Source organism: Pseudomonas sp. GL93 (genome assembly GCF_003408955.1).
GTDB classification, from domain to species: Bacteria; Pseudomonadota; Gammaproteobacteria; order Pseudomonadales; family Pseudomonadaceae; genus Aquipseudomonas; species Aquipseudomonas paracarnis.
Genome location: NZ_NKRF01000049.1, coordinates 16,023 through 37,061, shown reverse-complemented (window position 1 = coordinate 37,061; position 21,039 = coordinate 16,023). Strand labels below are relative to the sequence as shown.

Here is a 21,039-nt window from a genome sequence, read left to right as displayed (position 1 = left end):
GGTAGGAACGGTGCTGCTGAATCCGGATCGGGACCAACAGAGCGAACAAAAAGCGGCATAGCAGAACGGTTGACGCGACAACCACCTTGAAAAACGCCGGTGGGGCAAGAGCGTTTTGCTTACTTTGCCGCTTTTGCAAAGTGAGCCGCCGTAAGGGCGGAACCCTAAGTGGCCGTTACCGCAGGAATGGATATGTACACGGTATAGCTGTGTCGACTGTCACGCCGCCTTCGCGAGCAAGCCCGCTCCCACAATTGGATCGTGGGGTGTCAGGTAGAGAAGCGTCGGCTGTCAGGCCGTCATCGCAGGCAAGCCTGCTCCCACAATTGGATCGTGGGGTGTCAGGTAGAGAAGCGTCGGCTGTCAGGCCGTCATCGCAGGCAAGCCAGCTCCCACAATTGGATTATGGGGTGTCAGGTAGATGAGCATCGGCTGTCGGACCGTCACGGGAGCAAGCTCCCTCGCCACGAAGAAACTCGTTTGGCTTCCCGCGTGTCTTCAGGCAGGACGTGACATCACCGCCAAGCGCACGGCCAACGCCATCAGCACCGCTGCCAAGCCCCACTTCTGCAGCCAGGCGCTTTTGGTGCGCTTGGCGAAGAAGCGGCTGAGCGCCCCGCCAAACAGGCCCAACAACACATGAAACACACTCGCGATCAACGTCAGCACGCCGCCCAGCACCATCAGTTGCAAGGCGATGGGCCCCGCCTCGGGCCGCACAAACTGTGGCAGGAACACCATGAAAAACAACAACGCCTTGGGGTTGAGCAAACTGTTGAACATGGCCTGCAGAAACACCCGGCCCAACGCCACGCGGCCGACGTGAGCGGTGTCCAGGCTGGGGCGTTTTTGCAAGGTTTTGAAGACCAGCCACAGCAGGTAAATCACGCCCGCATAACGGATCACGTCGAATGCCGGCGGCCAACTGGCGACCAATGCCGTCACCCCCATGGCGGTCAATGCCGTCAGCAACAGGTCGGCCACGCTAATGCCCAGGGCCGAGGCCACGCCGCCGCGCCAGCCATGGGTGACACCCTGGCTGATGACAAACGCCATGTTCGGCCCCGGTGACAGCAGCAACAGCAATACAGCGCCGGAGAAAACGCCAAGTGTGACGAGGCTGATCATGGTTGAACCGTCCACTGGGAAAAAATCCAGATTAATCGGCGCTGGCAGGCGCTACAAAAAATTGTGCTGGATACATTGCTCACGCAGCGAACCCAGTGATTGCTGAATGCCACGACCAACGTCTAGAATGCGAAACATTATCAATTAAGCCTGCTGCGCCAGGATGACCATGTCGAGCGATCACCCACTGGACCATGCCGCCATCGGCCAGCTTTACCAAGCCCACCATTCGTGGCTGCGGGGCTGGTTGAGCCGGCGCACGGGTTGCCATGAGCGCGCCGCTGACCTCGCGCAGGACACCTTCGTGCGCCTGCTCAACGCGCGTCAGCAACAGACCTTGCAGCAGCCGCGCGCGTACCTGAGCAGCATCGCGCGCAGCTTGATGATCGACCAATACCGGCGCCGCGAACTGGAACGCGCCTACCTGGAAAGCCTGGCGCACTTTGCGCAAATGGAGGTGCCAAGCGAGGAAACACGGCTGCTGATCCTCGACAGCCTGGAGCGCATCGACCGTTTGCTCGACCAGCTCAAACCACGGGTGCGCGAGGCGTTTCTGTTGGCCCAATTGGACGGCCTGACCTGCCCACAGATCGCCCTGCGCCTGGGCGTGTCCAAGGCCACAGTTGAGCGCGACCTGTCCAAGGCGCTGCACGCCTGTTACCGGTTGCGCTATGCCGACTCCTGACTCGCGCCTGGTCGACCAGGCTATCCAGTGGATGATCAAGCTGCGCTATAACACCGCCGACGACGCCAGCACCGCGGCCTTTGACCAGTGGCTGCAGACCAGCGAGGCGCATCAGCAGGCCTGGCAACGGGTCGCCACCCTGAATGACGATTTCAACCACTTGCCGGCGCATGTCAGTCGCCATGCACTCGACGGCGCACGCCAGCACATCAGCCGTCGTGAAGGCCTGAAACTGCTCGGGCTGTTTGCCGGCGCCGCAGGTTTAGCCTGGCTGGGCCGCGACTACACACCCCTGCCCGCCTTGATGGCGGACTACCGCACCGCCACTGGCGAGCGGCGCTGGGTAGCATTGGAGGATGGCAGCAAAGTCCAGCTCAACAGCGCCAGCGCCGTCGACATTACCTCCAGCGCCGAACAACGGCTGGTGAACCTGCGCCAGGGTGAAATATTGATCAATACCGGCGTCGACCGCCGTCCGCTATGGGTGCATACCCGCGACGGTTACCTACGCGCCCTCGGCACGCGCTTGCTGGTGCGCGAAGAACCCCAAGGCACTCTGCTAGCCGTGCAGCAGGGGGCGGTGGCGGTGTTTGACGACCGCCATGACGGCACGGCACGCCAAGTGATCAAGCCTGGCGAACAAGTGGTGTTCAACCGTAGCGGCATTCGCCCGTCCCCCAACAACGGCCTGGACCCTTGGGCCTGGAGTGACGGCGTGATCAGCGCCCACAATATGCGCCTGGAGGACTTCCTGGCCGAGCTGGGTCGCTATCGCAATGGGTTGCTGCGTTGCAGCGAAGCCGTGGCGGGGCTGCGGGTGTCGGGCACTTACCAACTGGACGACACCGACCAGGTGCTCAAGTTGGTGGCGCAATCGCTGGCAATCGATGTGACCTACCGTAGCCGTTACTGGGTAACCGTCTCCGCGCGCGTGTGACCGGCCAAAAATAAATGAGGTGAATTCTCATTGCCATTCGACCTGTAAGGAAAGGCCGATCAACAGGCCGGTTTTGTCCACTTCCTTCAGGAGCATCCCGCGGTCATGCAAGCGTTCCCCTCCCTGCGTTCACCTCTCAGGCACGCCATCAAGGCGACCCTTCTCGGCGCGTGCCTGGCGGCCAGTACCCTGCCCTATTCCGCAGGTGCCCAACCACCCGGAGGCGAACGCCAGGCGCGCACCTGGAATATCGCCCCCGGGCCACTGGCCGGTGCCCTTGATCAATTTGCGCGGCAGGCCGGTATCAGCGTGTCGTATGACGCAGGCAGCGTAGCCGGCAAAAGCAGTGCTGGGCTGAGCGGCACTCTGGAGCCACAACAGGCCCTGAGCAGACTGCTTCAGGGCCAGGGTTTGCAGGCTCAAAGCCAGGGCCCGAACGCTTGGTTACTGTTACCCCAACAGGCCGACAGTTCGGCCCTGAACCTGAGCGCCACCACCATTACCGGCAACCGCCTGGGCGCCACTACCGAAGGCAGCGGCTCCTACACCACCGGTGCGGTGACCATCGGCAAGGGTGAACATAGCCTGCGGCGCACGCCGCAATCGGTGAGCGTGATGACCCGCAAGCTGATGGATGACCAGAACATCACCACCATCGACCAATTGCTGGAGCGCACCCCGGGGATCACCAGCTACGAATCGCCCATGGGCGGCAAGTATTTTTACTCCCGGGGCTTCAAGATGCTCGGCCAGTACCAGTTCGATGGTGTGCCGCTGGACATCGGCAAGGACTACATACAGGCCGACAGTTTCAGCGCGAACATGGCGATTTATGACCGAGTAGAGGTGCTAAAAGGCGCCGCCGGTATGCTCAAGGGCGCCGGCACCGCCAGCGGTGCAGTGAACTTCGTGCGCAAGCGGCCCCAAGCCACCCCGACCACCAGCCTCGGGCTGTCGGCGGGCACCTGGGATAACTACCACGCCGAACTCGACACTGGCGGCCCATTGAACGACAGCGGCACGGTGCGTGGCCGCGCATCGGTCAGCCAACAGAATCGCGGCTCCTACATGGACCTTGCCAAGCGTCAGGACCAGGCGTTTTACGCGGCCCTGGACATGGATGTCAGCCCTGACACCACCCTGGGCTTCGGGGCCAGCTATGAGGATGTCGACGCCACACCGTGCTGGAGCGGCCTGCCGCGTTATCGCGACGGCAAAAGCCTCGGCCTGAGCCGCTCCACCTGCCTGGGCCAGGCCTGGAACGATTGGCAAAGCCAGCGCACCACGCTGTTCGCTGATCTGACCCATCACTTCAACGACGACTGGAAGCTCAAAGTCAGCGCCGTGCATAGCCGCAACCTGCAAGACATCAAATACGCCGCCAGCGAAAGCACCGTGGACTATGGTAACCCGGCCCCTACGCTCACCAGTTACGCCGCACTGCTGGATTACGATCACAAGGACTACGGCCTGGATGCCTACATTGATGGTCAATTTGAAGCGTTTGGCCTGCAACATGAGTTGATCCTCGGCGCCAATGGCAGCCGTGGCACTCAGGACGATGTCTATGCGATCCGCAACCTGCCCCAGCGCCAAAGCGTCTTCACCCCCAACCACCACTTCCCGGAACCTGCCGACGATACTTTCTGGCCCAACATGTACCGTGGCGGCACGGTCAAGGAAACCGCCACTCAATATGGTGCCTACGCCACCTTGCGCCTGCGTCTGGCCGAACCTTTGATGCTGGTTCTGGGCAGTCGCGTCAGTTGGTATGAAAACCGCCGTGAGTCCCTGAACCTGGCCTGGGGCGAGTGGGCCGACCAGGATGCACGCACCAAGGAAACCGGGGTGGTCACGCCGTTTGCCGCGCTGATCTACGACCTCAATGACAACCTTTCGGTGTACGCCAGCTACGCCGATATCTTCCAGCCACAAAGCTCCTACGCTACGGTCAGCGGTTCGGCCCTCAAGCCGAAAATGGGTGAGAACTATGAGTTGGGCATCAAGGGCGAATGGTTTGACGGGCGCCTGAACAGCTCCCTGGCGCTGTTTCGCGCCATCGAAAAAAACGCCGCCCAAACCGATTTCGAGACCCGCTGCGGCAGCTCCTCCGACGGCTACTGCTACACCGACACGGGCAAAGTGCGCGCCCAAGGGGTCGAGGCCGAGCTGAGCGGCGAATTGCTTGAACGCCTGCAGGTGTTCGGCGGCTATACCTACACGCAAACCAAGAACCTGAAAAACATCGACAGTGCCGCCGAAGGCGCGGTGTCCAACACCTACGTACCGCGGCATATGCTGCGTTTGTGGGGCGACTACCAGTTGGACGGTGCGCTGTCGAAATGGACAGTCGGCGCAGGCGTCAACGCCCAAAGCAGTAACTACCGCCTGCAAACCATCAAACTGGAGCAGGCCGGGTATGCGTTGTGGAGTGCACGCATTGCGTATCAGGTGGACGACACCTGGACTGTGGCGCTCAACGGCAACAACCTGTTCGATAAAAACTACTACCAGACCGTTGGTACAGCAGGCTGGGGTAACCTCTACGGGGAGCCGCGTAACCTCACGCTGAGCCTCAAAGGCAACTTCTAAGCACTGCATACCCCTCCTGTAGGAGCGAGCTTGCTCGCGAAAAACTCCCAGACACCGCGTTTATTCAGGAAGCACGCGTTATCGTTGACGTTTTTCGCGAGCAAGAACTAGGCGTCCCCCTCGCTCCTACAAAAAAGCCTTGTCCCGCCCCCTCCTTCCCGCCGGCAAAAGCTTTTCGTCGCTGGCAGGCAAATCCCCAGGTTTGTTCCTACACTCCAAAAAGCCATCATCGATTCTCGATTATTCTGAAATACCCGCCATACACGTCAACAAACCGTCATATCATGGAGGCCTTAAGAGGAGCAACGAAGAAAACGGACTAAAAGCCAAATCATTGACACAAACCCTCAATGGGGCCACCATTTAGCCATCACCCAGTAAATGCCTGCGTCTAGACAGCCATTACGGTTTACCCAGCAACAGAAGTCGTTCGATTTGCACCACTTGTAATGCATACCTGCCTTATGGATGAGCAAACGAATAGGAACGTTCTGGTGGTGTATTGAGGATCTGATGTATGCGCGGTAAATCGTCGGTTGATAGCCTGTTTTTGACTCGCACCGGTTTCGTTGAGTTTTTTGTCGTTTTCGTAAAACTGATCCATGGGCTGACCGCAATCTCGCCGGCGATCATCCTGCTGTTCTACCCGGATCCCGTCGCTGAGCACATGCGCACTCACTATCTGGGCCTGCTGGCGTTCTTTGCGATCCTGACCATTATCTTGTTCCAGGCCCTGGGGGTTTACTCCGATGACCTGTTCAGCAATCGCCTGCGTTTTCGCGTGATGCTGGTGGCGTGGGTCTCGGCGTTTTGCATCCTGTTGTTCATGTACCAGATCCTGCTCCTGTTCCCGCAGTTGAGCCCACGCAACCTGGTGTTCTGGTTTTCCGCGAGCCTGCTGCTGTTTGGCGTGGAGCGGATACTGATGCTGCGCCTGTACCGCCATTTGATGGATAACGGCAAATTCCTCCAGCGCACCGTGATCCTGGGCTTTACCGACACGGCCGTGCATGTGGCTGAACACCTGTCGCGCAACAGTGACATCCGTTCCGGCCTCATCGGTTTTATCGACGACCGTACCGAGCGCATTCCCAAGGAGTTGAGCCGCCTGCCCTTGCTAGGCAATACCCGCGACCTGGAAAAGCTGATCCGCTCCGAACAGGTCAACCAGGTCATGATCACCCTGCCCTGGGCTGCCGAGCAGCGCATCAATGGGCTGGTCAAGCGCCTGCGGCAGATGTCGGTGAACGTCATGCTGGTGCCGGATATGGCCGCACTGCGCTATGGCCATAACCGCATCACCGATGTGGGCGGCATCCTGATGTTCAACACCTCGCAGTTGCCGCTGCGGGGCTGGTCGCCGTTTATCAAGCGTTGCGAAGACCTGCTGCTGGCCAGCCTCGGCCTGTTGTTGCTGTCGCCGGTGATGCTGGTGACCGCCATCGCGATCAAACTCGATTCCAAGGGCCCGGTGCTGTTTCGCCAGAAGCGCTATGGCTACAACGACAACCTGATCCGCGTGTTCAAGTTCCGCTCGATGTACGTCGAGCAGACCGACCTCAACGCCGAAAACCAGACCACACGCCAGGACCCGCGCATCACCCGGGTGGGAAGGATCATCCGCAAGACCAGCATCGATGAGCTGCCACAACTGTTCAACGTGCTGCTGGGCAATATGTCGATGGTCGGCCCGCGCCCTCACGCCACGGCCACCAAGGCGGCCGGGATTCCTTTCGAGGAAGCGGTCAGCGAATACAGTTCGCGCCATCGGGTCAAGCCCGGCATCACCGGCTGGGCGCAGATCAATGGTTACCGCGGCGAGACCGATACGCTGTTCAAGATTCAGAAACGGGTCGAATACGACCTGGAATACATCGCCAAATGGTCCGTGTGGCTGGACCTCTACATCGTTTTCATGACGGTCCCGGCCGTTCTTTCCACCAAGGAAGTCTATTGATGAACCCACTTAACGGATTGATTCCCTGCATCATCTCCGGTGGTTCGGGTACGCGGTTGTGGCCGGTTTCGCGGCAGAACATGCCCAAGCCCTTCATGCGCATGCGCGACGACCAGAGCCTGTTGCAGAAGACCTTCCTGCGGGCCAGTCACTTGCCGGGCGTCGACAGCATCCTGACCGTGACCAACCGCGACCTGCTGTTTCGCACCCTGGACGACTACCGCGCGGTGAACACCCAGCGCCTGGGCCTCGACCTGCTGCTGGAGCCGTTTGGCCGCAACACCGCCGCCGCCATCGCCGTGGCCGCCTTGCACGTGCAAGAGCATTTCGGCGCAGACGCGCAGTTGCTGGTGATGCCGGCCGATCATCTGGTCCTCAATGAAGGCGCCTTTGCCCAGGCGGTGGAAAAAGCCCGCGCATTGGCCGAAGCCGGTTACCTGGTGACCTTTGGCATCCAGCCTGACCGAGCAGAAACTGGCTTTGGCTATATCGAACAAGGGCCGGCACTGGGCGCTGGGTTTCGGGTGCAGCGCTTTGTCGAAAAGCCCGACCTGGCCACCGCCCAAGGCTATCTGGACGGCGGCAAGCACCTGTGGAATGCCGGCATGTTCTGCTTCAAGGCAGCCACCCTGCTGGAAGAATTGGCCAGCCACGCCCCGGCGGTTCTAGAAGCGGCCAAGGCTGCACTGGAGCACAGCCAGAGCCTGCAAAACAGCAGTAGTCGCCAGCGCGAACTGAGCCCTGAAGGTTTCGGCACCGCGCCGGATATCTCCATTGATGTGGCGCTGATGGAAAAATCCGCCCAGGTCGCGGTCGTGCCCTGCGACATAGGCTGGAGCGATATCGGCTCCTGGGAAGCCCTGCGCCAACTCACGCCCAGTGACGACAATGGCAACCAGATCAATGGCGAGGCCATCCTGCACGACGTACATAACTGCTACATCGACTCGCCCAAGCGGGTACTCGGTGCGGTGGGCGTGCGCGATCTGATCATCGTCGACACTCCGGACGCACTGTTGATCGCCGACGCGCACCGCAGCCAGGACGTGCGCTATATCGTCGCCGAACTCAAGCGCCAGAATCACCCGGCGTTCAGTCTGCATCGCACCGTCACCCGGCCTTGGGGCACCTACACGGTACTGGAGGAAAGTACGCGGTTCAAAATCAAGCGCATCGTGGTCAAGCCCAAAGGCTCGCTGTCCCTGCAGATGCACCATCACCGCAGCGAGCATTGGGTGGTGGTCAGCGGCGCGGCGATGATCACCAATGGCGAGCGCGAAATCCTGCTCAACATGAACGAGTCCACCTATATTCCCGCCGGCCACAAACACCGCCTGACCAACCCCGGCATCATCGATCTGGTGATGATCGAGGTACAGAGCGGTGAGTACCTGGGTGAAGACGACATCGTGCGCTATGACGACATCTACGGCCGCGCGCCGGTTGAAGTGAAGCCCTGATGCGTACGTCATTGATCATCCCCACCCGCAACGCGGCCAGCCACCTGGACCGCCTGTTGCCAGCGCTGCGCATGCAGACCTTGCAGCCGGATGAAATGCTGGTGGTCGACAGCGCATCGAGCGATGACACCGTGGCGCGCTTTCGCGAATTCGGCGCCCGCGTGGAGCGGATCGATGCGCGTGATTTCAACCACGGCGGTACCCGGCGCTGGGCCAGTGAACAGGTGGGCGGCGACGCCTTGATCGTGATGACCCAGGACGCGATCCCCGCCACTGCCGAGACCTTCGCCAACCTGATCAGCGAGCTGCAACTGGACCCGCTCAATGGCGTGGCCTATGGACGGCAGCTGCCGCACCCCGGCGCCGGCGTACTCGGCGCGCAGTCGCGGCACTTCAATTACCCGGCGGCCAGCCGCACCAAGCGCCTGGACGATGCACCGCAACTGGGCATCAAGACCTGCTTCAGCTCTGACTCGTTTTCGGTGTACCGGCGCAGCGCCCTGAGCGCGGTGGGCGGTTTCCCCCAGGATGTGATTGGCAGTGAAGACGCCTATGTGGCCGCCCGCATGCTGCTGGCCGGTTACCAGGTGCGCTACGCCGCCAGCGCGCAGGTGTATCACTCCCACGATTACCGCTTGCTGGAAGAGTTTCGCCGCTACTTCGATATCGGTGTGTTCTACGGCCGCGAGCCATGGATTCGCCAGGCGTTTGGCGACGCCGGCGGCGAAGGCAAACGTTATGTGCTGGCCGAACTGCACGCATTGCGCGAGGCCAACGCGCTGTACCGCGCCCCCGAAGTGGTGGTGCGCAGTGCCTTTAAATTGCTGGGCTATCGCCTCGGCCACCTTGAACGCCACTTGCCCAACGCGCTTAAACGGCGCCTGGGCATGTTTTCCACCTACTGGACTTGAGCCGTCATGAAGACTATCAACCGACGTTCCCGTCTTACCCTGCTCAGCCTCTTGAGTGCCTCAATCTGGCTGGCGGGTTGTTCGACCCCCGCGCGGGTGCCGCTTCCTGACAACAATACGCTCAAGGCCGGCCATCAAGCGGCGCTGACCCTGGCCGACCTGCCACCGCCGCAGGTGCTGATCCAGAGCGGCGACTCGCTGCGTATCGTGCGTGATGCCCAGGAACCGGCGGCGGCCGATGACATGACGGTGTTCGTGGTACGCCCCGACGGCGTGATCTCGGTGCCCAACATTGGCCGGGTCAAGGCGGCCCTGCGCACGCCCGAAGACCTGGGCAAGGAAATCACCGAGAAGTACAAGCGCATCTACCGCGAACCTGCGGTGACGGTGAACATCGCCAGCGCACCGAGCAACAAGGTGTTTATCGGCGGTGCGGTGTCCAACCCGGCGTTTTTCGACCTGGCCGGCAACGTCAGCGTCGAGCAGGCGCTGCTCAGCTCCGGTGGTGTATTGCCCTCGGCGGATGCCTCCAACGTGGCCTTGCTGCGCACCGGTCCCGATGGCAAGTACAGGACGTACTTCATCAGCCTGGAGAGCATGCTGACCAACCCCAATCACCCGCGGGTGGCGTTGCAGCGCGGCGATTTGATCTTTGTGCCGCAGTCGGGCATCGGCGCGACGGTGGAGGCCGTGGACATGTACTTCACCAAGCTGTTTCCGATCAACAAGGGGATTGGCATTGGCTTGAATTACGACCTGAACAAGAGCGACGTGAAAAACAGCGGCAACACCATCTACAACAACCCAACCATCAACGCAGGCCAAGGTTTATGAAGCGGGCTTCGTATCACTCGAACCAAGCGTTCCCGCCTTTCGTAAACCCCATATGCAATGGAGTGATCCTGTGATCGAAATCCGCTCTCTTCGCGACCTGCTGCGGCTGTTCTTCATCTACCGCCGCGAATTCAAACTGGCCGTACTCACCACGATCGTCATCGCCGTACTCGGTGCCTTCCTGTTGCCGGCCCGCTACGAGTCGGACGCGCGCTTGCTGGTCAAGCCGGGGCGGGATAACACCACCTTGCCGATCGAGGCCGCCAACCGCCAGACGCTGATTGCCCCGAGCACCCAACACGACCCGATTGTCGACGAAGAAAAAATGCTCACGGGTCGGCCCATCGTGCATATCGTTGCCGAACGCTATAGGGCGATGACCGCCGAACCGCCGCAAGGCTTCTGGAAGGTCACCAAGTTCTACATCAAAAAGGGCGTTGGCGAAGTCATCAATGGCATTCGTAGTGTGCTGCAGTTCGTGGGCCTTGCCGAGAAACAAAGCCCGCTGGAGCGCTTGGCGACCTCACTGGAGAAGAACTTCACCGCCGGTCACGAGCCGGGCTCTTCGGTGATCGAGATTTCGTTCACCTGGGACGACCCGGCGGTGGCGCAAAAAATCGTCGAGACATGGGTCAACGCTTACCTCGAAGAACGTGCGCGAATTCTCGGGCGCAAGAGCCTGCATACCTTCTATGAAACCGAACGCGCCAAGGTGGCGGAGAATATCCAGAGCCTGAAAGATCAGCTGCAAGGTCGCTTGAAGCAGATCGATTCGATCAGTGTCGATGCGCGCCTGAAGAACCTGACCAACCAGATCGACCGCGTCACCGACGCCAAGGTCAGCGCACAGAACCAGATATCGGGGATTCGCAGCCTCCTGGCCAACGCCAGCCAGCAGATCAAGAGCCAGCCGGCAGACGTGGTCACGATGCGCGAAACCAGCCTCAACCCCACCCAGCTCGACCTCAAGCGCCAGCTCAATGCGCTGCAAGTGGAGCGGGCTCGGCTGTTGCGCACCTACCTGCCGGGTACCCCGCAGGTCAATCAGATCGAGCAGAACATCCGCGACATGGAAGCCCTCAGCGCCCAGGAAGCTACACGCCTGGAACGCTCGCAGAACACCGCGCCCAACAGCCTGGTGATCAACGTTAAACAGCAAATGATCGACGCCCAGTTGCAAGAGCGCAAACTGGCCGGGGAAATCGAGAACTACGACAAGACCCTTGCCGAACTGCGCGCCCAGCGTGACCAGGCGATGACTGATGAACCGCAACTCAACACCCTGAGCCAACAACTGCGCACGGCCGAAAAGAGCTATGCCTTGTACTCGGACAATCTTGAACAGGCGCGAATCGACCACGAACTGGACAACAGCCAGATCAGCAACATCGCCCTGATCGAACACGCCACCCTCAACCCGGCACGCGTGTTTCCCAAGAGTCTGCTGATGCTGCTGTTCGCCATTCCCGCCGGCGTGGCCGTGGGCTTGCTAACCATCTATGTGCTGTACCTGCTGGACCAGCGCATCCACGATGGCACACGGTTGCAGGAGATGTTCCATGTGCCGCTGTGGAGCAGCATTCCCGATGTGCAAGACGCAACGCCGGCAGCCGTCCCCGCCAGCCTCTACCGCCTGTACAGTCTGCTACCCCTGGACCGTATCGCCACCGAAGGTTTTGCCCTGGGCCTGACCTCGGCGCGGCATGGCGAGGGTGTGACCTTTATCGCCTCGCAACTCAAGCGTCTGCTGGAGGACCGTGGTCACCGCGTCTCGATCGATGGGACGAACGCGCCAACGCCAGGTGAAGTATTGCTGCTGGACGCCTCGGCGCTGTCCTCCAACCCACAGGCCTTCCTGACACTGCGCCGCGCCGACCAGATCGTACTGGTGATCGAGGCCCGCACCAGCACCGTACCGACTATCGAAAATGCCGTGTCGTTGCTGACCACCGCGTTCGGTAAAGTCGATGGCATGATCCTCAACCGCCGCCGCTTCGAAGTGCCGGCCAAGGTCCTGTCGCGGCTCAACAGCTGGCGCGGGGCGGCCTGATGCGTATCGCACTGCTGGCGCCGCTGCCACCGGAGCAGACCGGGATCGCCGATTATGCCGCGCACTTGCGCCATGCGTTGACCGAACAGGGGCTGGAGGTGGTGACCCCGCTCGCCGGCTGCCTGGACCTGCCTGAACAGTTGAAGCGTCTACAGGCCTTCGACTGGCGCAGCGTGGACCTGGTGCATGCCGAACTCGGGGGTGGACGCTTCGGTGAGTTCCAGGCGCTGGAGTACCTGCGCCGGGCGCAACCACACCTGCCGTTGACCGCCACGGTGCATGACCCGGAGCGCCTGATCTGGCGCCGGGCCAAGCTGTTTTTCCCCTTGACCTTGCTTGAACGCCTGCCCCACCCCCTGCCCAAGGCGGCAGCGCTGCTGGCCGACCCGTTGACCTTGCACGAAGAACGGCGCCTGGCCAAAGGCATGCGCCGCCTGATCACACTCACCCGCCTGGGCGGCGACTGCCTGCGCCAGCGCATGGGCCTGCGCCCGGAACAGGTGGCGGTGATTGCCCACGGCAACCTGCCCATCGTGCCCCAGGCGTTACCGCCACTGGCGCCGTTGCGCCTGCTGTATTTCGGCTTTATCTACCGTGGCAAGGGCATTGAGGACCTGCTCCAGGCCTTGGCCCAATCACTGGCCGCCCACCCGCAATGCCGAGGCCAGGTACGCCTGACCCTGGCCGGTGGCACCGCGCCGGAAATGACTTTTGACCCCGCCGGCAACTACCTCGATGGCCTGCGCGAGCAGATCAGCGCCCTGCATCTTGAGGATGTGGTGGACTGGCAACTGGACCTGCCATCGGCGCAGATCCCTTCTACGATCCAGGCGCACCATGTGATGGTGCTGCCCTATCGCGAATCGAAAAAACTCAGTTTCCTGGGGCAAATGCGCGGCACCAGTGGCGCGCTGTCGTGGGCCAATGCATGCGGGCGCGGGGTGATCACCTCCAACGCCCGCGCCTTTGCCGAAGAGGTGGCCGGCGGCAATGGCATCACCTATCAGCAGGGCGATACAGCGTCCTTGAGCAACGCCTTGAGCCGCTTGATCCTCGACCCGCAACAGGCGCAGCAATGGGCCGCCCGGGCTGGAGAAATCGGCCGCCAACGCCAGTGGGCCAACACGGCCCAGCGGTTTGCTGAATTATTTCGGGATGCTTGTGAGGAGTCGTTGCGATGAACCTGTCATCCGTTCGCCCACTGTGGCGCTACCTGCCGCTGGTGCTGTCAATCGCCGTCGGTAGCGCCCTGCTGTTGAGTGAAAAAGTCGATGCGCAGCCGGTGAACCTGGCCCCGGAGCGCACCGTCGTCTGGAAGGACTTTCTCGGCGTGAACGCGCACTTCCTTTGGTTCACGCCCGAGCAGTACCGCCAGCAGATCAAGCAATACAAGAAGCTTGGGTTGCAATGGGTGCGGGTCGACCTGCACTGGGATCGCCTGGAACCCAAGGAAGACGACTATCAGCTCAGCACCTTCGATGAACTGGACCGCACCCTGTCCGCCGAAAAACTGCGCTCGGTGTTTTACCTGGTGGGCTCGGCGCCCTTTATCACCACCGCCCCCAAGGGTGCGCAGTTCCAGGATCAGTACCGACCGCGGGATCCGGAAGTGTATGCGCTGCGCCTGGCACTTCTGGCCAAACGCTACCCCAATATTGATGCCTGGCAGGTGTGGAACGAGCAGAACCTGCCGAACAACTGGCGCCCCAAAGTCGACGCCAAGGAGTACGGGCAATTGTTATTGGCCAGTCACCAGGCCCTGAACCTTGCCGCGCCCGGCAAACTGCAGGTCATGGGCGGCATGGCGTACTACAGCCAGATGCCTCCCCGTGGCAAAACCCTGATGTTTGAAGCGCTCGGCGCACTGGGCGTGCAAAGCCTGGGCATGGTCGCGGCCTATCACCCCTACTCGATGACCCCGGAAACCGATGAGCCGGGCAAAAACGAAGTGCTGTTGCGCGGCGATCAACTCAATTCGATGCTGCACGGTGCCGGGATCAAGCAGGTCTGGGCCACTGAATGGGGCTGGTCCAGCTACGCCGGCCCCAAGGAAATGCAGGACCTGATCGGTATCGACGGGCAGGCCGATTACACCTTGCGCCGCCTGGCGTTGATGGCGTCCCAGGACTACCAGAAGATCTTCCTGTTCGCGCTGTCCGACCTCGACCAACGCGCCTCGCCACGCGACCAGCATTACGGCCTGCTGAACCTAGACGGCGAACCCAAGCCGGTTTACACCGCCCTCGCCCGCTTCCTGGAGATCACCGGCCCCACGCTTGAACCCGGCAACACGCCGCAGTTGCAGGACGTACCGGACAGCTTCTACAGCGTGGCCTGGACCCGCCCTGACGGAAAACACCTGCTGATGTATTGGAGTGCCAAAGGCAGCAGCATCAGCCTGCCCGGCATCAAACGCGCAGAACTGCTGGACCCGCTGACCGGCGCCCGGCAAACCCTGAGCGACGACAACGGTATTCGCCCGGTGGTGAAGCCAAGTTTGCAGATACTGGTGTGGTAGCCCTGGGCATGGAGAGCTGTACATGAGAATCCTCTGGATCGTGCCCTCCCTGCCGTGGCCGGCCACCAGCGGCGGCAAGACGCGGCAGTACCATTTGCTGCGCACCTTGAGTGAGCGCGGGCATCGCATCACGCTGCTGGCGCAATCGAAGACGCCGGCCGATGGGGCGGTGCACGCGGCCCTTGAACCATTGCTCGAACGCCTGATCGTGGTACCGCGCCGGCCACTGAAACATCCACTGACCCTGCTCGGCGGCCTGTTCGCGCCCTGGCCGCTGTTGACCACGGTCAACGGCCTGTCGGCACCGTTGCAGGCACAGTTTGCGCAACTGTTGAACGAGCGCTGGGACGTGATTCAGGTGGAACACAGCTACAGCCTGCAGCCGTTCCTGCGCACCCTGCAGCAGCAACAGCGCGAATTTGTGCTGACCGAGCACAACCTGGAATCGAGCCTCGGCGGCGCCACTTACGACCGCTTCCCGACGTGGGCCGCACCGTTTGTACAGTATGACCAGTGGCGCTGCCAGCAATGGGAACGCAAGGCGTTCGATGCCGCCGCTCATGTGGTCGCCGTGACCGAGGCGGACGCTCAGGCCATGCGGCCGTTGTCGTCGACGCCGGTAAGCGTGGTGGTCAATGGGGTCGACAGTCGTGCCTTTGCCGAGGTCAGCGCCGATGCGCAGAGCCAGCGCCTGTTGTTCGTCGGTAACTACGAATACGCACCGAACCTGGACGCCGTGCAGTGGCTGCTCGACGAGATCTTCCCCAGGCTCTGGTTGCAGTGCCCGAACGCACGCCTGGCAGTGGTCGGCTATGGCTTACCCGAACACTGGCGCGAGCGTTGGCCCGATGAACGTATCGAGTGGCTGGGTTTTGTTCCCGACCTGTGTGCCTTGCAACGCCGCTGCGCCGGTTTTGTCGCCCCGTTACGCCATGGCGGCGGCTCAAAGCTCAAGGTGTTGGAGGCGATGGCCGCCGGCTTGCCGCTGGTGAGCACGGCTCAGGGCGTGTCCGGGTTGGCGGTACAGCCACAGGTACATTACTTGGCCGGCGAAAACGCTGAGGCCCTGGCCGACGCCGTTGTGCGCCTGCTGGATGAGCCGGCGCTGGCCGGGCGACTGGCCGATGCGGCACGCGACTATGCGCGGCAATACCACGACTGGGCGGTGGCGGCGAATGAACTGGAGCACCTCTACCGCAGCTTGCTCACCGCCAAGGAGTCTCAGCCATGCGTGTAGCCCTGGACTATCGCCCCGCCACGGTTGCGCCGTCTTCAGGCATCGCCCGCCAGGTCGTGGCCCTGGAAGACGCCCTGCGCGCGCGGGGCAGCACGGAGGTGGTGCTGTTCACCGAAGCGCCCCTGGACCATCCGCAACGCCAGACTGCCGTTTGCCCGGCCTGGGCCAGCCCGCTGGACGGCCTGCAACGCCCACAAGTGCGCCTGCGGTTCGAGCGCAGGTTCTTGCCCAAGGCGCTGCACGAGCAGCAGATCGACCTGTACATCGCCACGGCCAATATGGGCTTGCCGCTGTGCCGTAAACCCGCCGGCACCCGCTATGTGCTAGTGCTGCATGACCTGTTTCAGCTGACCCACCGCAACTTCCATCGCTCCAAACTCAAGGCCCTGGCCTACCGCCTGATCGACGGGGCTTCGATTGCCTGGTCGGTGTGGCAGGCTGACCGGGTGTGGTGCCCTTCGCAGTTTTCCTGCAATGAAGCCGCGCGCCTGTTCCCCTGGGCCCGGGCCAAGTTTCGCGTGCTGAACAACTTGGTGCCCGAATTGAATGCAGCGCCAGAGCCACTGCCAACCCACCTGCCGGCACGCTACTGGCTGGTGGTGGGCACGCGGGAGCCACGCAAGAACATGGAATTTTTCCTGCGCCAATGGCAGGCCTGCCGTGCGCTGAACCCTGATGTGCCGGACTTGGTTCTGGTGGGCCACGCCAGCGATGTACCGGCGGCACTCGGTGACCTGCCGGGCCTGCATTGGTGCAGCGGTTTATCGGACGGGCAACTGCAAGCGCTCTACCGTCATGCCGCGTGCCTGTGGCAGCCGTCCTATGCCGAAGGCTTTGGCCTGCCGGTGGTGGAAGCCTTGAGTGTCGGCACGCCAGTAGCGGTGGCACGCGGCAGTGCCCTGGATGAAATCGCGCCGCCCAACGCCCCGCGCTTCGCCCCCCATGACGCCGAGCAATTGCGCAACGTCATGCAACAACTGGCAGCTGCCGACGCCACACAAGACGGCGAAACACAACGCGCCTGGGCCCGGCAATTTGCCGCACCGGCCTATCGCTCGCGCCTGGACACTTTGCTCAAGGAATTGGATCGCTAATGCTGCCAGGAAAATTCGTCAGTCTGCTGCTGGGCCTGGTGTTCGGCGGGTTGCTGTTGGCCCTGTCGCCGATCAAGGTCATGCTGGTCGTGGCCGGAGTGGCCGTGGCCTTGACGCTGATCCGCTTTCCCCTGTGGGGCTTGCTGATTTTCGCGGTATTGGCCACCAGTATTCCCTACACCACCTTGCAACTGGGCATCCGCACCACCGTCAGCGAGGCGGTACTGGGGCTGACCTGGGTCGGGGTGTTCTGGCAATCGTTCATCGGCAAGACGCGTGGTTTCATGCTGTGGCGACCGACCGAGCGGGCGCTGATGTGGCTGATGCTATTCAGCACCATTCCGTTTATCTGGGGCATGCTGATCATCCATGCCGAAGGCAACGGGCCGGTGAACTGGGTGCGCTGGCTGATGAACCTGTCGATGTTGTTCATCGTGCCGCTGCTGCTGCGCACCGACGCCGACCGCGACAAGGTGGTGGTCGCCCTGTTGCTGGGTAACCTGGCGATGCTGCTGCTGTCGATCTTCATGTTCCTGAAAACGCGCAACGCGATGTCGATGATCGATATTCTCACCGACCTCAAATACGCCCACCCGGAAGCGGTGAAGGATATTTTCTCTGCCAACTATACGCGCATGGCCTCGCCCTGGGTGCACCCTAACCTGACCGGTGGCGTGCTGGTGCTGTTTATCCCCCTGGCGCTGTTCTATGGCTGGACCCGCAGCGGCTGGCGCCGGGCGCTGGGCCTGGCGGTGGCGGTGCTGGGTTGCGCCGGCCTGCTGCTGAGTATTTCCCGTGGCGCCATCGTGGCCCTGGCGCTGGTGCTGATCTGGCTGACCTACAAGCGCGTGCCTAACAGCGGGCGCATCATCGGTATCGGCGTGGCGTTTGGGGTTGCGCTGGTGATGTTCTATCCGCCGTTGCAGGAGCGCTTGCTGACGATCTTCTCGTCCACCAATGCCAGTACCGAAATCCGCTTCGACGAGTACGCAAGATTCCCCGAGGCCATGTCGACATACCCCCTGGGGATCGGCTTCAAGATCGACCCGCCCGTACCCGGCACCAACCTGTTGGGCATCTCCAACCTGTGGCTGAACTTCATCTACAAGGTCGGCATTCCGGGGATGCTGTTGTTTATCACCGTCACGGTGTTGTGGTGGCGTGAAGTGCGGCCCCTGGGCCAGGTGCGCAAGGTCACCGCCGACAACGCCCTGTGGCTGGGGTGCATATGCGGCGTGATGGCAGCGCTGCTGACGGGGATTTTCGACCACTATTTCAGCTTCACCTTTGTACTGATCGCGCTGTTCTGGCTGTTGATGGGCATGAGCCTGCAACAGGTGCGTCTGCGCCCCTCCATTACCGCCCCTGTTGCTGCTATTGCGCCAAAGGATAACCAACCATGAAGCACCGGATGATCCACTCCACCGATTTGCGCGACCGCCTCCCCACGCTGGCCGCTGAAATGGGCGTGAGCCTGTCGGACCTGGAAGAGGCGCTGGACTGGTGCCTGGCCAACGACGTGGTATTTGAAGAAGGCGAAGGCGACAACAAGCGCTTCTGGATCAGCTCCATCGACCTGGAAACCGCGATTGAGCCCCCGGTGGCGCGCCGCCTGTTCCACCGGATGAAACAGGACCTTGCGGCCCAGCTACTGCCGCGTTACGGCAAAAACTGGGCAACCGTCAAAGACCGGTGGCGCAGTGTCTGGGACATGGCCTACAACATCTTGATCAACAAGATCCCCAGCCACCATGTGCGCATTGCCTGGCTGCGCCTGGGTGGCGCGAAGATCGGCAAAGGCTCCAGCTTGTGGCGTAACACCGAAGTGCTGGGCATGCACAATTTGGTGGTCGGCGACGATTCGGTAATCGGTTGGCATTGCCAGGTGGACGCCCGCGCCGGGCTGGTGATCGGTAACCACGTGGCGATCGCCTCCCACGTGCTGATCATCGCCGGCAGTCATGATTTGCAGGCACCGGAGTTCTGGTCGATTTCCGGGCCGATCTACATCGACGACTATGTGTGGATCGGCAGCCGGGCGTTGATCGGCTACGGCACGCACCTGGGCTATGGTTCAGTGATCAGCGCCAATACCGTGGTGGCCAAGGCTGTGGCCCCCTACAAAATCATTGGCGGTTCCGGGGCCAAAATCATGGGCGAACGTTGCCATGATCTGAACTACAAGGTGGGTGGCAAAGGCCTGTTCACCCTGTTTCACTGATGTTCGGCAGCACGCTCTGGCTGACCGTCGCGACCCTCGCAGGGCTGGTCGCCGGTTTCGCCCGCGAATGGCTGCTGGTGGCGGCCTGGGGCGCGGGCAGTCGCAGCGACGGGTTTCTGGTGGCGGTGTTTTTGCCCGAAGCATTGCGCATGACCCTGGCCGCCGGCTTGCTTGCGGCGGCTGCCCTGCCCCTCTATCAACAACGCGACCCACACCGCCAGCAGGCCTGGCTGGCCAGCCTGTCCCCACGCCTGCTGGGAGTGGGCCTGGCCCTGTTTGCCGTACTAGCGCTGGGCGCGCCGCTGTGGGTGCGCCTGATCGGCCCCGGCCTGGACGCCGCGGCCCATGCCGAAGCCGCCGCTAACTTGCGTTGGCTGGCGGCCTGTGCGCCGGGCCTGGTGATGCATGGGCTGTTCAGTATTCCCTTACAGGCACGCCAACGTTTTGTCCTGCCGGGCCTGGGCTCTTTACTGTTCAATCTGCCACCGGTGCTGTACCTGTTTATCCGTGGCAGTTCCAGCGACAGTGCCGAACTGGCCATGAGTTTTTTTGCCGGCAGTGTGTTGATGTGCCTGCCATTGCTGGTGCCGGTCTGGTCTTTCGGCTGGCGGCCGTGGCAGGTCAGCGGCGACTCGCTGGCAGGCCGCGAATTGCTGGGGCGTATCGGGCCGTTGTTGGCCAGCAACGTAGCCAGCCAGGGCCTGGCGCTACTGGAGCGATTGATCGCCAGTTTCCTCGGGGAAGGCGCGGTGACGTGGGTTAACCTCGCACGCAAGCTGATCAACCTGCCATTGATCGCCCTGATGAGCCTCAACCAAGTGCTGCTGGGCATGATGAGCGGCGAACAAGGCCAACAGCGCCTGGCCCTGCTGCGCCGCGGCCTGGATGCAGCGACCCTGCTGAGCCTGCCTGCGGCCTTCGGCCTGATTGGCGCCAGCCCCACGCTGATCCATCTGCTGATGCCCGCCCAGAGCGTCGACGGCCCACTGCCGGCGCTGCTGGCCTGGTTCGCCACGCCACTGGTGTTTGGCGCCTGGAACGCGATGCTCGCCCGCTATGCCTATGCCAGCGGCGACACGCGCCTGCCGCTCAATTGCGAACTGCTGGGCAGCCTGGTCAACGCCGCCTTGCTGGTGGTGCTGCCCTATTGTATCGGCCTGCCGGGGATCGCCTTGGCGGCGTTGGGTGGCGTCGTGGTGACGAACCTGTTGCTGATGCACCGCCAGCAACTGCTCGGCCAACTGGGCTGGCCGTTGCAGTGGGGCTTGAGCGGGGTGCTGTTGGGTGTGGCGGCGCTGGCCCTGCACCCCTTGCACAACGATGGGTGGCAGTTGGGGTTGAGTAGCCTGGCCGGCGCGCTGGTGTTGGTGGGGTTGGGGCTTTGGCTCAAGCCGTGGAAAGCCTGAGGCCGGCTC

16 protein-coding genes are annotated in these 21,039 nt (G+C 62.1%); 15 read left to right on the top strand and 1 reads right to left on the bottom strand.

The annotated features are described in order from the left end of the window. Positions 1 to 498: 498 nt before the first annotated feature. Complete coding sequence (locus CER19_RS07990) at positions 499 to 1,128, bottom strand: LysE family translocator (protein WP_116666036.1); 630 nt, start codon at positions 1,126 to 1,128, stop codon at positions 499 to 501. Positions 1,129 to 1,297: 169 nt separating this feature from the next. Between CER19_RS07990 and CER19_RS07985 the strand changes: the two genes are divergently transcribed. The 15 genes from CER19_RS07985 to CER19_RS07915 all read left to right on the top strand — a co-directional run bounded on the left by CER19_RS07985 (position 1,298) and on the right by CER19_RS07915 (position 21,030). Then, on the top strand, positions 1,298 to 1,813 hold the full coding sequence (locus CER19_RS07985) for a sigma-70 family RNA polymerase sigma factor (protein WP_116666035.1): 516 nt from the start codon (positions 1,298 to 1,300) through the stop codon (positions 1,811 to 1,813). Beyond that, a complete protein-coding gene (locus CER19_RS07980; RefSeq protein WP_116666034.1) occupies positions 1,800 to 2,750 on the top strand; it encodes a FecR domain-containing protein in 951 nt (316 codons plus the stop codon). Before CER19_RS07985 ends, CER19_RS07980 begins: the two co-directional genes overlap by 14 nt. 105 nt (positions 2,751 to 2,855) lie before the next feature. Then, on the top strand, positions 2,856 to 5,342 hold the full coding sequence (locus tag CER19_RS07975) for a TonB-dependent siderophore receptor (protein ID WP_116666033.1): 2,487 nt from the start codon (positions 2,856 to 2,858) through the stop codon (positions 5,340 to 5,342). Between the two features lie 517 nt (positions 5,343 to 5,859). After that, positions 5,860 to 7,299 (top strand): undecaprenyl-phosphate glucose phosphotransferase, encoded by a 1,440-nt coding sequence (locus CER19_RS07970; protein WP_116666032.1) that lies wholly within the window; start codon positions 5,860 to 5,862, stop codon positions 7,297 to 7,299. After that, on the top strand, positions 7,299 to 8,759 hold the full coding sequence (locus CER19_RS07965; protein ID WP_116666031.1) for a mannose-1-phosphate guanylyltransferase/mannose-6-phosphate isomerase: 1,461 nt from the start codon (positions 7,299 to 7,301) through the stop codon (positions 8,757 to 8,759). Before CER19_RS07970 ends, CER19_RS07965 begins: the two co-directional genes overlap by 1 nt. Continuing rightward, positions 8,759 to 9,670 (top strand): glycosyltransferase family 2 protein, encoded by a 912-nt coding sequence (locus CER19_RS07960; RefSeq protein ID WP_116666030.1) that lies wholly within the window; start codon positions 8,759 to 8,761, stop codon positions 9,668 to 9,670. Before CER19_RS07965 ends, CER19_RS07960 begins: the two co-directional genes overlap by 1 nt. Positions 9,671 to 9,676: 6 nt before the next feature. After that, entirely contained in the window at positions 9,677 to 10,504 is an 828-nt protein-coding gene (locus CER19_RS07955) for a polysaccharide biosynthesis/export family protein (RefSeq protein WP_116666029.1), read from the top strand. Positions 10,505 to 10,574: 70 nt separating this feature from the next. Continuing rightward, positions 10,575 to 12,554, top strand: a complete 1,980-nt coding sequence (locus CER19_RS07950; protein ID WP_116666028.1) for an exopolysaccharide transport family protein — start codon at positions 10,575 to 10,577, stop codon at positions 12,552 to 12,554. Then, on the top strand, positions 12,554 to 13,735 hold the full coding sequence (locus tag CER19_RS07945; RefSeq protein ID WP_116666027.1) for a glycosyltransferase: 1,182 nt from the start codon (positions 12,554 to 12,556) through the stop codon (positions 13,733 to 13,735). Before CER19_RS07950 ends, CER19_RS07945 begins: the two co-directional genes overlap by 1 nt. Beyond that, the gene (locus CER19_RS07940) at positions 13,732 to 15,072 is read left to right on the top strand and encodes a beta-galactosidase (protein ID WP_116666026.1); all 1,341 of its coding nucleotides are present in this window, start codon (positions 13,732 to 13,734) and stop codon (positions 15,070 to 15,072) included. The genes CER19_RS07945 and CER19_RS07940 overlap by 4 nt, the downstream gene beginning before the upstream one ends. Before the next feature lie 22 nt (positions 15,073 to 15,094). Next, on the top strand, positions 15,095 to 16,309 hold the full coding sequence (locus CER19_RS07935; RefSeq protein ID WP_116666025.1) for a glycosyltransferase family 4 protein: 1,215 nt from the start codon (positions 15,095 to 15,097) through the stop codon (positions 16,307 to 16,309). Beyond that, positions 16,300 to 17,403 (top strand): glycosyltransferase family 1 protein, encoded by a 1,104-nt coding sequence (locus tag CER19_RS07930; RefSeq protein ID WP_116666024.1) that lies wholly within the window; start codon positions 16,300 to 16,302, stop codon positions 17,401 to 17,403. Before CER19_RS07935 ends, CER19_RS07930 begins: the two co-directional genes overlap by 10 nt. Next, positions 17,403 to 18,806 carry an O-antigen ligase gene (locus CER19_RS07925; protein WP_116666023.1) on the top strand — a complete coding sequence of 468 codons (1,404 nt, stop codon included), beginning with the start codon at positions 17,403 to 17,405 and terminating at the stop codon, positions 18,804 to 18,806. The genes CER19_RS07930 and CER19_RS07925 overlap by 1 nt, the downstream gene beginning before the upstream one ends. After that, positions 18,803 to 19,624, top strand: a complete 822-nt coding sequence (locus CER19_RS07920) for an acyltransferase (RefSeq protein ID WP_116666022.1) — start codon at positions 18,803 to 18,805, stop codon at positions 19,622 to 19,624. Before CER19_RS07925 ends, CER19_RS07920 begins: the two co-directional genes overlap by 4 nt. Further along, complete coding sequence (locus CER19_RS07915; protein WP_116666021.1) at positions 19,624 to 21,030, top strand: lipid II flippase MurJ; 1,407 nt, start codon at positions 19,624 to 19,626, stop codon at positions 21,028 to 21,030. Before CER19_RS07920 ends, CER19_RS07915 begins: the two co-directional genes overlap by 1 nt. Positions 21,031 to 21,039: the final 9 nt, after the last annotated feature.